This is a genomic window from Pseudomonas sp. BN414 (genome assembly GCF_029871275.1).
Taxonomy (GTDB): Bacteria; Pseudomonadota; Gammaproteobacteria; order Pseudomonadales; family Pseudomonadaceae; genus Metapseudomonas; species Metapseudomonas resinovorans_C.
This window is the reverse complement of record NZ_SSOL01000066.1, coordinates 134,436-147,367: the sequence shown is the minus strand read 5'-3', so window position 1 is coordinate 147,367 and position 12,932 is coordinate 134,436. Positions and strand designations below refer to the sequence as shown.

The 12,932-nt window shown below is 56.5% G+C and carries 9 protein-coding genes; 3 read left to right on the top strand and 6 right to left on the bottom strand.

The window, feature by feature from the left end; all coding sequences use genetic code 11:
- Positions 1-65: 65 nt before the first annotated feature.
- The 5 genes from E8E95_RS15050 to E8E95_RS15030 all read right to left on the bottom strand — a co-directional run bounded on the left by E8E95_RS15050 (position 66) and on the right by E8E95_RS15030 (position 6,178).
- On the bottom strand, positions 66-1,085 hold the full coding sequence (locus E8E95_RS15050; RefSeq protein WP_280351422.1) for a putative 2-aminoethylphosphonate ABC transporter substrate-binding protein: 1,020 nt from the start codon (positions 1,083-1,085) through the stop codon (positions 66-68).
- 41 nt (positions 1,086-1,126) lie between these two features.
- The gene (locus E8E95_RS15045; protein WP_280351420.1) at positions 1,127-2,848 is read right to left on the bottom strand and encodes a putative 2-aminoethylphosphonate ABC transporter permease subunit; all 1,722 of its coding nucleotides are present in this window, start codon (positions 2,846-2,848) and stop codon (positions 1,127-1,129) included.
- 1 nt (position 2,849) lies between these two features.
- Positions 2,850-3,911, bottom strand: coding sequence for a putative 2-aminoethylphosphonate ABC transporter ATP-binding protein (locus E8E95_RS15040; RefSeq protein ID WP_280351418.1), 1,062 nt, complete (start codon positions 3,909-3,911; stop codon positions 2,850-2,852).
- Between the two features lie 270 nt (positions 3,912-4,181).
- Positions 4,182-5,057 carry a LysR family transcriptional regulator gene (locus tag E8E95_RS15035; RefSeq protein WP_280351416.1) on the bottom strand — a complete coding sequence of 292 codons (876 nt, stop codon included), beginning with the start codon at positions 5,055-5,057 and terminating at the stop codon, positions 4,182-4,184.
- A 122-nt stretch (positions 5,058-5,179) separates the two neighbouring features.
- Positions 5,180-6,178 (bottom strand): helix-turn-helix domain-containing protein, encoded by a 999-nt coding sequence (locus E8E95_RS15030; protein WP_280351414.1) that lies wholly within the window; start codon positions 6,176-6,178, stop codon positions 5,180-5,182.
- Between the two features lie 99 nt (positions 6,179-6,277).
- Between E8E95_RS15030 and E8E95_RS15025 the strand changes: the two genes are divergently transcribed.
- Positions 6,278-6,889, top strand: coding sequence for a LysE family transporter (locus E8E95_RS15025; protein ID WP_280351412.1), 612 nt, complete (start codon positions 6,278-6,280; stop codon positions 6,887-6,889).
- A 46-nt stretch (positions 6,890-6,935) separates the two neighbouring features.
- On the opposite strand, the gene E8E95_RS15020 is transcribed toward E8E95_RS15025, so the two are convergent.
- Positions 6,936-7,070 (bottom strand): hypothetical protein, encoded by a 135-nt coding sequence (locus E8E95_RS15020; protein WP_256873260.1) that lies wholly within the window; start codon positions 7,068-7,070, stop codon positions 6,936-6,938.
- Positions 7,071-7,772: 702 nt separating this feature from the next.
- Between E8E95_RS15020 and E8E95_RS15015 the strand changes: the two genes are divergently transcribed.
- Together E8E95_RS15015 and E8E95_RS15010 are read left to right on the top strand one after the other, a co-directional pair.
- Entirely contained in the window at positions 7,773-8,549 is a 777-nt protein-coding gene (locus tag E8E95_RS15015) for a hypothetical protein (protein ID WP_280351409.1), read from the top strand.
- 177 nt (positions 8,550-8,726) lie between these two features.
- The gene (locus tag E8E95_RS15010) at positions 8,727-12,521 is read left to right on the top strand and encodes a hypothetical protein (protein ID WP_280351407.1); all 3,795 of its coding nucleotides are present in this window, start codon (positions 8,727-8,729) and stop codon (positions 12,519-12,521) included.
- Positions 12,522-12,932 lie beyond the last annotated feature (411 nt).

The following is a 12,932-nucleotide window of genomic DNA, read 5'->3' as shown; positions in this document are numbered from 1 at the left end:
CTCACCCCGGCCCTCTCCCAGAGGGAGAGGGGGAAAAGAGCAAGGGAGCGGGCTGATACTTCGGGTTACTGCGGCAGCTTCTCGGACTTGCCGTCGTAGCGCTTGCGCCACTCGGCCAGGATCTGGTCGCGGTTCTGCGAGGCCCAGGCGAAGTCGTTCTTGATCAGGCGCTGCTCGTAGTCGGCCGGCAGTTCGGTCTGCGGCTTGGCGACGCCGGGGGCGGCGAGCACGGCGAAGTTTTCCTTGTACAGCTCCATGGCCGCCGGGCTGGCGGAGAAGTCGGCGAGCTTCTTCGCCGCTTCAAGCTGATCGGTGCCTTTCACGATGCCGGTGGCTTCGATTTCCCAGCCCAGGCCTTCTTTCGGCAGGACGATGTCCAGCGGTGCGCCCTGGCGCTTCAGCTGCACGGCCGGGTATTCGAAGGAGATGCCGATGGGGAACTCGCCGGCGGCGGCCAGCTTGCACGGCTTGGAGCCGGAATGGACGTACTGGCCAATGTTCTGGTGCAGGCCGTCCATGTAGGTCCAGCCCTGCTTCTCGCCGAAGGTCTGCAGCCAGGCGCTCACGTCAAGGAAGCCGGTACCGGAGGACGCCGGGTTCGGCATCACGATCTTGCCCTTGTACTCAGGCTTGGTCAGGTCTTCCCAGCTGTTGGGCTTGGCCAAGCCCTGCTTCTCGGCTTCCACGGTGTTGAAGCAGATGGTCGCGGCCCACACGTCCATGCCCACCCAGGCCGGCGGGTTGGCGGCGTCGCGGTAGTTGGCGCCGATGGTGTCCAGGTGCTTGGGAGCGTACTTCTCCAGCATGCCCTGCGCATCAAGGATGGCCAGGCTGGAAGCGGCCAGACCCCACACGGCGTCGGCTTGCGGGCGATCTTTCTCGGCCAGCAGCTTGGCGGTGATGATGCCGGTGGAATCACGCACCCACTTGATCTCGATGTCCGGGTTCTGCGCTTCGAAGGCCTTCTTGTAGGCCGACAGCTGTTCGGCTTCCAGGGCTGTGTACACGGTCAGCTCGGTGGCGGCCTGGGCCTGGAGGCTGAAGCCGGCCACAACGGCGGCGGCGAGGGCGAGGCGTTTGAACATGGAAAGCTCCTTGTCGGGGTTGGCTTGCGGTTTGTGGTTGTTCAGGGGGTAGCCGGCGCACCTTGGCGCCAGGCCTGGGACCGGCGCAGCAGACCGCGCGAGGCCCAGGCCAGCAGCAGGGACACGCCAGCCGAGGTGAGCAGGATCAAGGTGGACATGGCAGCCGCGCCGCCGACGTTGCCGGCGTCATCCATGTTCAGTACGGCCACGGCGGCGAGGATGCTGTCGGGGCTGTAGAGGAAGATGGCGGCGGACACGGTGGTCATGGCCGACACGAACAGGTAGCGAATGATGTCCAGCAGCGCCGGCAGGCAGATCGGCACCGTCACCCGCAGGTAGTGGCGCCAGAGCGGCGCCTTGAGCGACAGCGCGGCGGCCTCGAACTCGCCATCGAGTTGGCGCAACGCGGTGGTGGCGGTCATCTGCGCGGTGGTCAGGAAATGGGCGACGGAGCAGATCACCAGCAGGGTCATGCTGCCGTAGAGCGCATGCAGCGGGTTGCCTGGCAGGTTGAAGAAGAACACGTAGCCAAGGCCGAGCACGAGGCCGGGCACCGCCATGGGCACGAAGCTGAGCAGGCGCAGTGCCTGGTTCAGCCACCGCTGGCCACGGGTCTTCTCCATCAGGTAGGCGCCGGTGAAGATCAGCGCGCTGCCGAAGATGGCCGTGCAGGTGGCCAGGGTCAGGCTGTTGCGGTAGGCCAGCCAGCCGCCGCCCGCGGTTTCCTCGAAGGCGTAGTGACGCAGCGACAGCGACAGGTTGTAGGGCCAGAACTTCACCAGCGACGAATACACCGCCATGCCCAGCACCAGCAGGAGAATCGCGCAGACCACCAACACCAGCGCCAGGAAGCAGGCATCGCGGACCTTCGACGGTGCCGGGTGGAAGACCTGGGCGCGACCGCTCATGGCGTCGCCCTGGCGGCGGCGCAGCCAGGCATCGACGCCGAAGCTGAGCAGCGCGGGCAACAGCAGCACCATGCCGATCAGGGCGCCCCGGCCGAACTGCTGCTGGCCGACCACCGCCTTGTAGGCTTCCAGCGCCAGCACCTGGTAGTCGCCACCGACGACCACAGGCACGCCGAAGTCGGTGATGGTCAGGGTGAACACCAGGCAGAAGGCCGCGAACACAGCCTGGCGGGTGGCCGGCCAGGTGATGCTGCGGAAGGCCTTCCAGGGGCCGGCGCCCATGCTGGCGGCGGCGTCGAACAGGCGCGCATCGGCCATCGACAGCGCCGAGAGCAGCACCATCAGCGCATGGGGGAAGGTGTAGATGGCTTCGCCCAGGACGATGCCCCAGAAGCCGTAGATGTTGTCCGGCAGCCAGTCGCGCAGCAGGCCCTGGTTGCCGAACAGGTAGATCAGCGCAATGCCCGGCAACATCGACGGCGCCAGCAGCGGCAGCAGGGAGATCCCCCGCCACAGGCCCTTGGCCGGAATCAGGGTGCGTTGCAGCGCATAGGCGAACAGGTAGGCGGTGGGCACCACGATGGCGGCGACGCTCAGGGATACCTTCAGGCTGTTGCCCAGCAGCCAGTGGAAGTTGGCGCTGGCGAACAGCTCGCGGGCTGCGACGAAGCCGCCACCCTGCCCCGCTTCACCACTGAAACCGCGCCAGAAGATCGCCAGCAGCGGCAGCAATACCGCGAGGATCAGCAGGCCGAGGAACAGGTACTTGCCCCCGGTCACGAAGAGACGGTCGCCGAGGTCACCCCGCGCAGCGCCCTTGGCCGGAACGTTATCCAGCTTGATCACGGCTTCCATCTCAGGCGAACACCTGCAGGCTGCGGGACGGCAGGGCCACCCAGATATCCGGAGTACCGAGGCGCGGAAGGCTTTCAGGGTCCAGCTCGGCCAGCAGCGAATGGCCCGGCAGTTGCTCCAGCTCGAAGCTCATGCGGCAACGGTTACCAAGGAAGGTGATCTCCCGCACCTGGGCACGGAAGCGATTGTCCTGCTGCTCGGAGGGGTTGATGGCGATGGCTTCAGGGCGGCAGAACAGGCGGCCGCTGGCGGCACTTCCAGCGGTCTCAGGGAGGCGCAGGTCGAGGGCGCCGACTCGGGCATGACCATTGAAGCGCGAGTCGAAGGGAAGCCAATTGCCCTGGCCGACGAACTCGGCAACGAAGGGCGTCGCCGGCTGGCGGTAGATGTCCTGGGGCGAGCCGTATTGCTCGACGCGGCCCTGGTTCATCACCGCGATGCGGTCGGCCATCAGCATGGCCTCGTCCTGGTTGTGGGTCACCATCAGCGTGGTGATACCGAGGCGCTTCTGCAGCTGGCGCAGCTCGGTGCACAGATGCTCGCGGACGCGGGCGTCCAGCGCCGACATCGGCTCGTCCAGCAGCAGCAGCGACGGTGCGGGAGCCAGGGCACGGGCCAGGGCCACGCGCTGCTGCTGGCCGCCGGAGAGCTGGCCGGGGAACTTCTTCTCGCTGCCGGCGAGACCCACCAGCTCCAGCATCTCGGCAACCCGGGCACGCACTTGATCACGGCTGCTGCCGGACAGGCCGTAGGCGATGTTCTGTTCCACTGTCAGGTTGGGGAACAGCGCATAGGACTGGAACAGGATGCCGTAGTCACGGGCCTGGGGCGGCAGGCGCGAAATATCCCGCGAGCCGATGTGGAGCGTGCCGCTGTCCTGCTGTTCCAGGCCGGCGATGCAGCGCAGCAGCGTGGTCTTGCCACAACCGGACGGGCCCAGCAGGCACACCAGTTCGCCTTCGGCGATATCCAGGGACACACCGCCCAGGGCGGTGAAATGGCCGAAGCGCTTGTGGATATCTCGCACCCGCATATGGGTGGCGTGGTGATCGGCTGGGTTCATGGCGGTACCTCGTTAAGCAGTTGGCGTGCACAGGGACACGACTCGACGAGGTTGATGCTAGGGAGGCATTACGAACGCCAGATGGCGTTTGGGCAAATTACGCCGATAGTGTCATTGGCGGATTTGGGATAGGGCAGCCCTCTCCCCCGCCCCCTCTCCCTGAAGAGGAGAGGGGAGTTGATCCGTGCCGCTATTGCCCTGGTCGCCCAGATGAACACCGGAGCGGCCGGCTGACTTCCGGGTCGTCAGGCGCGAGTCCCCCCTCGCCCTTCAGGGAGAGGGGCTGGGGGAGAGGGTATCCCGCGCCACCGCCAGGAACGCCGCCGGCAGCCGTGCCTGGCGCCGCTCCTTGAGGCAATAGAGGTACTCGTCTATCTGCGGCGCGCCCTTGAGTTCGATAACCCGCAGCTCCGGGTTATCCGGCACTTCATGGCGGGCGATGATGCTGATGCCGAGGTTGCGGATCACCGCCTCGCGGATGGATTCGCGGCTGCCGATTTCCAGCAGCGGGCCGATGGCGATACCGGCGTCCTTGAGCATGTCCTCGGTGAGCTGGCGGGTGGTGGAGCCGGGCTCGCGCATCAACAGGCAATGGCCCTTGAGGTCCGGCAGGCTCACCGACTTGCGGCGCGCCAGGGGGTGCTCACGATGCACGGCCAACACCAGCGGGTCGCTGCCCAGCACCATGCGCACCAGGCGGGCGTCGTCCAGTTTCTGCGAGGACGCGGCCAGATCAACGCGGTATTCCTCCAGTGCCTCGATCACCTGCTGGGAATTGCCGATATCCAGGGAAACATCGATCTGCGGAAAGCGTTCGCGGAAGGTGCGCACCAGATCGAGGATGTAGTACGGCGCGGTGGCGCCGATGCGCAGGGTGCCTTGCATCTGTCCACAGTTGCGCAGGAAGAATTCGATGTCGGCTTCCTGCTGCAGCAGCACCTTGACCATGGGCAGCAGCTTCGCCCCTTCCTCGCTCACCGTCAGGCGACGACCGCCCCGATGGAACAGCTCGACGCCGTATTGGCCTTCCAGGTTGCGGATCTGGGTGGTGACTGTCGGCTGGCTGAGGCCGAGCTTCTTCGCTGCCTGGGTGATGCTGCCCAGGCGGGCAACCATGTAGAAGGCCTTGAGCTCAGCACTGAGCATGGCGAAGGAACCTCGGAACGGGGAAGTGCGGGCATTCTGCCCGTGGCCGGGTGAGCTGCACAGTGGCGGAGGAAACCTGTGGGAGCGAATTCATTCGCGATGCTGGACGCGCTCCTACTCGCCTACGCGTCCCCCCGTGCCCTTTCCTGCAGGCGGAAAGCGGCAGGTGAGATGCCGAAGCGCGTGCGAAACAACCTGGCCAGATGGCTGGTATCCGCTGCGCCGATCTCGTCGGCGATCAGCGCCAGGCTGTGATCGGAATTCAGCAGCCGCCATTTCGCATGGTTCAGGCGCATCTCGGTCCAGTAGGCCTTTACCGTCACGCCGTGGCTGGCCTGGAACAATCGATCCAACTGACGGCGACTGACGCCCACCACTTCCGACAGCACTTCTGCACCGGTTGAGGAAGCCATCCATTGCCGCATCAGCGCGATGGCGCGATCGACGTGCCGCCCGTGAACCGTCGCGGCCTCTCGTGAGCGCAGCAGGTGTTCGCTGCTTCGGCTTTCATCCACCAGCATGTCGGCCAGGCCCTTGAGCGCCTTGGTTCGGCCACAGGCTCGAGACAGTAGCTCCACCGCCAGGTCGATAGCCGCAGCACCGCCTGCACAGGAAATGCGATTGCCGTCGAGGCAGTAGAGCCTCTCGCGCTGTAGCGGAATGCTTGGATAGGAGGCGCGGAACTCGGCTTCATGCCGCCAGTGCACCACCACCTTGTGGCCGGTCAGCAGGCCGCAGGCAGCGAAGAGGAAACACGCGTTATCGATGCACACCAGCTTCACGCCCTGCGCGGCGGCCTTGCGCAGGAGCGGACGGTAAAGGGGGGCGAGGGCCTCAGTGGCGCCGGCACGGCGCCCACCGAACACGACCAGGTAGTCGTAGTCGGCCAGCGCGACCTGCTCCGGGCTGGCATCCACCTGGACGGCCGCCCCACTGCTGGACACTACGTGCCCGTGTTCGAGGCCGAGAATCGTCCAGCTGCAGTAGCGTTGCCGACTGTAGTCTTCGTCGTCACCGGTGAAACGCAGCTTGTCCAGGAAGCCACCGAATGGCAGCAGGCTGAACTCGGGAAGCGGCAACAGCAGAAATCGAACATCGGGTGGGCTGGCATCTGCGTGCATGACGGCATGTCCAGAAACTAACAAAGGATGTCCAGAAAATACCTCATGCAACCACTCGCCGCCCCTAGACTGGCTACAGGTTTTCACGAGGACTGACAGATGGCTCCGGATACCTGGCTGATCTACTTCATCGCCACCATCGGCCTTTCGCTCACCCCCGGGCCGAACAGCCTGCTCGCCCTGACCCACGGGGCGCGGCATGGGGCGAAGCGGACGCTGTTCACCATCGTGGGCGGGGTTACCGGCTTCAGCCTGCTGATCGCCCTGGCGATGTTCGGGCTGGGCGCCCTGCTGGAAGCCTCGTCAGCCGCGCTTACGGTGCTCAAGTGGGTGGGCGGTGCCTATCTGGTTTGGCTGGGCATCCAGCTCTGGAGATCGCCGCCGCTTCGCCTGAATCCCCTGACCGGCGCGGCTACGCCCCCGGCCTCCAGCCTGTTCCGCCAGGGCTTCCTGTCCGCCATTGCCAACCCCAAGGTGCTGCTCTTCTACGGGGCCTTCCTGCCGCAGTTCATCGACCTGCAGCGTTCGCTGGTTGCCCAATTCGTGGTGATGGCGGCGACCTTCGCCGCAACGGAATTCCTGGTGGAGTATCTGTTGGCACGCCTTGCGTTCAGGGTCCGCCCCTGGCTGGAGCGTGGCGGCAAGGGTTTCAATCGCGGCTGCGGCACGCTGTTCGCATTGGTCGGCGCAGCCCTGCCGCTGACGCGCTGATGGCGCAACGACGAAAAAGCCCCGCACCAGGCGGGGCTCGTTCGCATCAGTAACCTCCACTACCGCCCATGGGCTCGCTTTGCTGCGAACCTCCGCCACCATCACCACCACCGTTGCAGGACGAGCCACTGATCGCAATGAACAGCGCCACCATGACCAAGGGGAGCAAGCGTCTGAGCATCTGAGTTCTCCCGTAAGGTGAGCCCCCATCATTCAGTCAAGCGTGGTGCACAGGAGGTCGCAAGCGCAGGTGGCCAGCGGTCGAACGGTCGTGAGGGGAGGATCAGACGGGAAATATGGCGTCCCAGAGTGGGTTCGAACCATTATCTCCAGATTAATGCTTTGGTGCGTCGTATATTGCTGATTATATGAAAGATTCTAGTAGGAGTATTGGACTCCTATGAGAAGGAAAAACGCCAATCCCACGCTTCAGCCATCCAACCTCCCCACAGCCCCGACAAAACCGACACCCAGTCGCCGAGTAATATTGGCTGGACACGAGGTCGTCGCGAATTGGACCTGAATCGTTGACAGCGAGCGTGAGGCGCTTTGGGCTAACGTTGAAGCGGCAAAAATTCTGATATCGCCAATAGGTCATTCGCACAAAATGGAAAAAATGCGTTGAACTGAGATATCCCCATTCTATTCAATCGAGCAAATATCACAATTTCCCCCCAGGCGCGGCGTATTTAGAGGTCTCAAATTTAATTGCCACCACGACAAAACTCCTAATCACCACATCAATACAAAACGCAGAGCAACACAACTACTCAACCACATAATAATGCAATAATTATGTAAAACTCAAACCTTACATCGGCATATTGACGAACCACCACATCCCGACTAAATGTCATTCGATGAGCATACAGGAGGCCATCAAATGACTATGCGACTAAGAAATTTCATCTTGAAAAATTCAACTTTCCATGGACGAGCCTGCCTCTCCCTACACTGGAAAAACCACGAAGATTGCCAAGTGTCAAATCTGGTTTTTGAATTATTCACAAAATTAGTGATCCTAAACTCAATAGTTCGCCCAAAGAATATTGGCCAATACACTGAGCGACTAGCGTTTTTCTTAGACTATCTTGAGACTGGAAATGAGATCTTGAAATTGCATGACCCCTCATCAATGGCCACACTTCACAGACACTACTATGAGTACCTCACAGAAGGAACCGGAAGCGAAGACCTCCTTGTACAATCAATTTCCAAAGCCAACAAACACAAGGGATTTGAAAAATTCCTAGCATTGCGCTTCATTTCACCTGCAAATCACCTAGTTAGATCAAGCCACGCCCTAATTGAACCCCTGAGAAACAATTTACCACTTGAAAACGAGTGGGATATATATGCAGGATTGAGCCTCCTAGAGCGTCTTTCATATTGCTATACCGAAAACTTCGACTTCTACTTAAAGCCCAGAAAATCAAACTCACAACTAGAGCCTGACTACAACTTGCGCAATGAAGGATTAGCTAAATACAAAGCACTAAATCACGAATTTTACCCCCCCGGATACATCGTCGAAAGAATCTTAAATACGTCCAGAGAGGAGGGATTGATATGGGCATTAATCGGAGCCGCCTCACAGCATCGAAAAGATACAATCCCTGATCTGATCTTGGAGATCTTGGCCTCAACAACTGACTTTTAACCTGGGTTTTTCTGCCTTCAGAAATACCACACACGCTCGATCTACCTACTCCTTCAATGACTTGAAAACACCCGGGGTTGAAGCGACACCAAATGGCCACTACCATGAGGCGGAACGTTTTTGCTGTGGGCACCCAGGCGCCTACAGCCGACATCCCCCTGGTGCTGGTAGGATTAAATGAAGGGATCTCAATTATCGCTCCACCAAAAGCTCTCTCAAACTATCAAGCTCAAATACATAGATCCGGTTCTAAAGCCTCTAAAAAGAGGAATCTGCGCGATAAAGAGTGGCGTCGCCGCTGTTGCTGAATACTGGACTACAAGTTCAAGCCAAAATACTTTCATCCCCCTCACTCCTGCGATTTCTGCTGACTCCCGGACGCTACGGTACGAACACGAACTGCTGGCAGCGTTAAAAGACCCTCAAGTACGCAATATTGCGATCACTGGCGATTACGGTGCAGGAAAAAGTAGCTTCATAAAAACCTTCGAACATCGAAACCCTCAGCACAGTTATGCCTACGTTTCTCTGGCTACATTCGACCTGTCAAATTGCACTGATGACAATGAAGCCTTAGACGATAAGACAGCAGACCGCATTGAAGAGACCATAGTCCAGCAATTGCTATATTCTGTTTCGGCTCGAAAACTGCCAAAATCACGTCTTAAAAGAATCTACGACCTATCTCCGCTTAAGGCTATTAGAAATTTCTTTATCCTTGCCATTGCGACCATCGCAATATTGAGGCTCTATAACGCTAAGAACCTTCCACTGAGCGCTACTGACTCTACGTGGCTCAACGAACAACTAGTACACATACCCAACTGGGTAGCATTTCCAGCCCTCATACTTTCCTGTTTATATTTCCTCTATCACTTAATAAAAGCGATCAGCAATCTTAATGCCGACGGCTGGACGATAAAGGGGGGATTGCCTGAGTCCGTCCACCACTCTTCTGTCCTTCATAAGCACATTGACGAACTGATGTACTGCTTTGAGAGGAGCAACATCGACATCGTCTTCATCGAAGACCTCGACCGTTTCGAAGATCAGAACATATTCTTCAGGCTTAGAGAAATAAACTTCATTATAAATCGATCTCCGCAAGTCATTCGGCCAATCTTTTTCGTCTACGCCATTAGGGACGAATTATTTTCATCAAAGCAACGAACCAAATTCTTTGACCTAATAATTCCTATCATCCCGATCATAAACTCCGAAAACTCTCGCGAAAAATTTATCCAGTTGCTGCACGAACGAAGGGCTGGTGAAAGCAACCTCGCAGACTGCGTCGATCTTGGCCTACTTGAGGCCGTTTCCTATTACGTCGACGACATGCGGCTTGTCATAAACATCGTGAACGAGTTCGACATGTACGCCGCATCCTTGATGGGCACAGTTGACCTGTCTATGTCCAAGCTTTTTTCGGCCATAGTCATTAAGAATCTATACCCAGCCGAATACACCGCCCTCATAAAGAAAGAGGGATATATCTATAAGGCTTTTGAGCTTTATGAAGGCTGGAAGAGAGATATCGAAAGCAATTTGCAGCAGCAATCCGACGCCATCGTAAAAGACCTCCAGCAACGGAAGGAATTAATCGCTGGATCCATACAAGAGCTACGCGTACTGCTATGGCACAAAGCTTTCGAACTCTGCAATACGCAAGGGCAACCCCCATTATTCCTGCGCATTAACAACAGCGGCGATCTGACAGCAACCCAATTCTCAGCCGACGGCACATTTCAACCCATTCACAACCCTAACGCCGACATCAGAGCGGTCACCTATAATGGTCACTACAACCACCCACAAGTCAGTCAAAGCATAAAATCTAAAGCATTACTTGCATCTATTGACCCGCCCTACGAAGAACAAGAGAGGTTAATCCAGAGTTGGACTACCCCTCTAGAAGAAAGGCTTTCTGAAATTCTGTCAATGCAAACACAATGTAGAACACTACCATTTCGAGAAGCCATTAAGACAATTGAGCTAAACGATCAAATCACCGCTCACTTCGCTGACAAGAAAATGGGGATAATCAATTATCTATTGAAGTCTGGATTCCTTGACACAGACTACAATGACTACATCGGGTACTTTTACCCAGGTTCCCTCACATACGATGACAAGAACTTAATTATCGCACTCAGAGAAGGCTTATCACCGGCGGTTGGTGTCCTCATTCACAATCCCAAGAAGGTGCTAGAGAAACTTTCACCCAACGATCTCAAAAACGGACAGGGCCTGTTGCACGAACTGATCGTGGTACTAACACTTCATAAGCCAGCGCTGCCCTATCAGCCTAGTGAATACCTAGAATCGATCTTCTCAAATGCAGAGCAGCACATCGAAAGATTACAAAACCTCTTGGAACACTCATTCGGTTCTAGTCATACAGGCTTAACCATAAAGGAGATATTTAACTACAGCCCAGCGTGTTTCCTGAAACTCCTAGCGGAGGGAAAATTTTCCAGCACGGAGCTAAAGCAGAAACTGTTGATAGAAATTATCAGGACACTGTCAGCCGACAACCTTAAGCAGCTTTCCGGCAATAACAAAACCACCATACGTTCCATCATAGAAGAACTTGAAAATGTCTCGTTATTTGTAGAAACTCTTGACAGCCATTTCCCAGGCGTAATCTGGCTCAAGAAACCTCCAGTTAAGTTTAGAAATCTAAAAGAAGCGTCCAAGGACACCCTATCAAAACTAATCCGAGAAAAGCATATTGAACTTAATCTGCACACAATCCGACTGATAGCTAGAACTTTTCAAGACAACCCGAATTCAACAGTATCGCCTGTTTCATACAGCTATCTTTCTTCACTCTCGATTGATGGATTGGACGAGTTAATACTTTTTTCGCCTACAGATTTCGTTGACGAATTGCTTAAGCAGATAACTAACTTGAATGAAACAGAAGAGAGCTTTTGCAAGCTATTGACCTTTGGATCGGAAAGCCCAGAAACGATAGAGGATCTTCTGTCGCACACCAGCGCCATCGTGCCGAGCTTGGGAAAAATCCCCGAAGAGGTCTGGTCAGCAGTTATTGAATCGGCCCGTGTACAACCGTCATGGGCAACGCTGCTCACGTACTACACTTACAGAAAAGAAGAACACACGGGTGAATATCAGGAAGACCCTATCGGGAATGAATTGAGGGCGTACTTATCGAGTCCGAACATTGCATCGGGTATTGTGAATGCAATATTTAATATAGACGACTTCCCTAGCGATTTAGCTTTCTCGCTCAGCTCCGATGAAGATATAGATGAAAGTACATTTAAAATACTAGCAAACGACCTCCCGCTTGATGATGATATTCTGCATCGACTTAATGTCTCCGAAAGAAGATGGGAGACAATCCTTGCTACAGACCATTTAGTCTACAGCCAGGCTACACACGCGCACATTCTAAGTAAGGTACCTAATCTTTTGGGTGACTATCTTTGCTCTACCTGGAGCGGAGCTGAAGAGCACATCGACTACCATCAGCTAAATACGAAATCATTAATTACCATATCCAAATCCCCCAAAGTCCCCCTCGCCGCCAAGGCCATAATGTGGTCAAAGCAACCGGAAAGTTCCTATATAGACAACGCATTGCTCTCAGTTGAAGCCGCAAAGATTCTCACTGATAGCGGAATTAACATTCCCGTAGTCGACGCCAATACGATCCGCGCAATTCTTACAACGCTCCCCCATGATGAAACCAGAAAAAAACTATTGACTGTCCTCGTCAAGAAGAAGCTCTACATCTGGCCGATTGTAAAATCATTAATCGAATGTTTAAGCGAACCAGGCTATTTGGATTTAGCGTCGGCTAAGCGTCATTTCACAGTAGCCTCAACAGACGTCAATAGAGACTTAGTTTATGCCCTTCAAGACGCGAGCTATGTCAGTTCAATAACAGAGCAAAAAGGCGCTCTCAAAGCCTTTGTGAAGACTAGCAATTTGAAAGCATTGTAGTTGCATTGCGTATTAATTCGGTTTAGTGCAATCCATTATGATGGATACCTCAAAGGAGGGGGCGCGGTCACGCCCTTCCTTCTTTTAGGCGCTTATCCGTTAAGCAACGTGGTTCAGGTTGTCGTTCACAACTCGTCAATGCGAGTTGCGGCGGCGAGGCTCATCATCTCTACTCGGATTCCCCAATGCGGCGACACCGGCTCACGACTGGACGTACGGTTCCCTCCTTCGCGCGTTAATTGCGTCCATCATCACCATGGCCCTGTCCGGACGCTCCGACTCGGCAGGGGAAAACGAAAAGGTCTTCCGTGATTCAACAGGCTGATGAAGATCGAGCAAAAACACTTCAGCCTTACTGAACGCGAACTCGCCGCCCGCTCGAGCTGCCAGATAACGTCGGAAGCTACGGCA

What these genes read in the sequence shown, in the direction of transcription:
- E8E95_RS15030 (WP_280351414.1), bottom strand. Translation starts at nt 6,178, where the DNA reads ATGCACGCAGATGCCAGCCCACCCGATGTTCGATTTCTGCTGTTGCCG.
- E8E95_RS15025 (WP_280351412.1), top strand. Translation starts at nt 6,278, where the DNA reads ATGGCTCCGGATACCTGGCTGATCTACTTCATCGCCACCATCGGCCTT.
- E8E95_RS15010 (WP_280351407.1), top strand. Translation starts at nt 8,727, where the DNA reads ATGAAGGGATCTCAATTATCGCTCCACCAAAAGCTCTCTCAAACTATC.
- E8E95_RS15045 (WP_280351420.1), bottom strand. Translation starts at nt 2,848, where the DNA reads ATGGAAGCCGTGATCAAGCTGGATAACGTTCCGGCCAAGGGCGCTGCG.
- E8E95_RS15035 (WP_280351416.1), bottom strand. Translation starts at nt 5,057, where the DNA reads ATGCTCAGTGCTGAGCTCAAGGCCTTCTACATGGTTGCCCGCCTGGGC.
- E8E95_RS15015 (WP_280351409.1), top strand. Translation starts at nt 7,773, where the DNA reads ATGACTATGCGACTAAGAAATTTCATCTTGAAAAATTCAACTTTCCAT.
- E8E95_RS15020 (WP_256873260.1), bottom strand. Translation starts at nt 7,070, where the DNA reads ATGCTCAGACGCTTGCTCCCCTTGGTCATGGTGGCGCTGTTCATTGCG.
- E8E95_RS15040 (WP_280351418.1), bottom strand. Translation starts at nt 3,911, where the DNA reads ATGAACCCAGCCGATCACCACGCCACCCATATGCGGGTGCGAGATATC.
- E8E95_RS15050 (WP_280351422.1), bottom strand. Translation starts at nt 1,085, where the DNA reads ATGTTCAAACGCCTCGCCCTCGCCGCCGCCGTTGTGGCCGGCTTCAGC.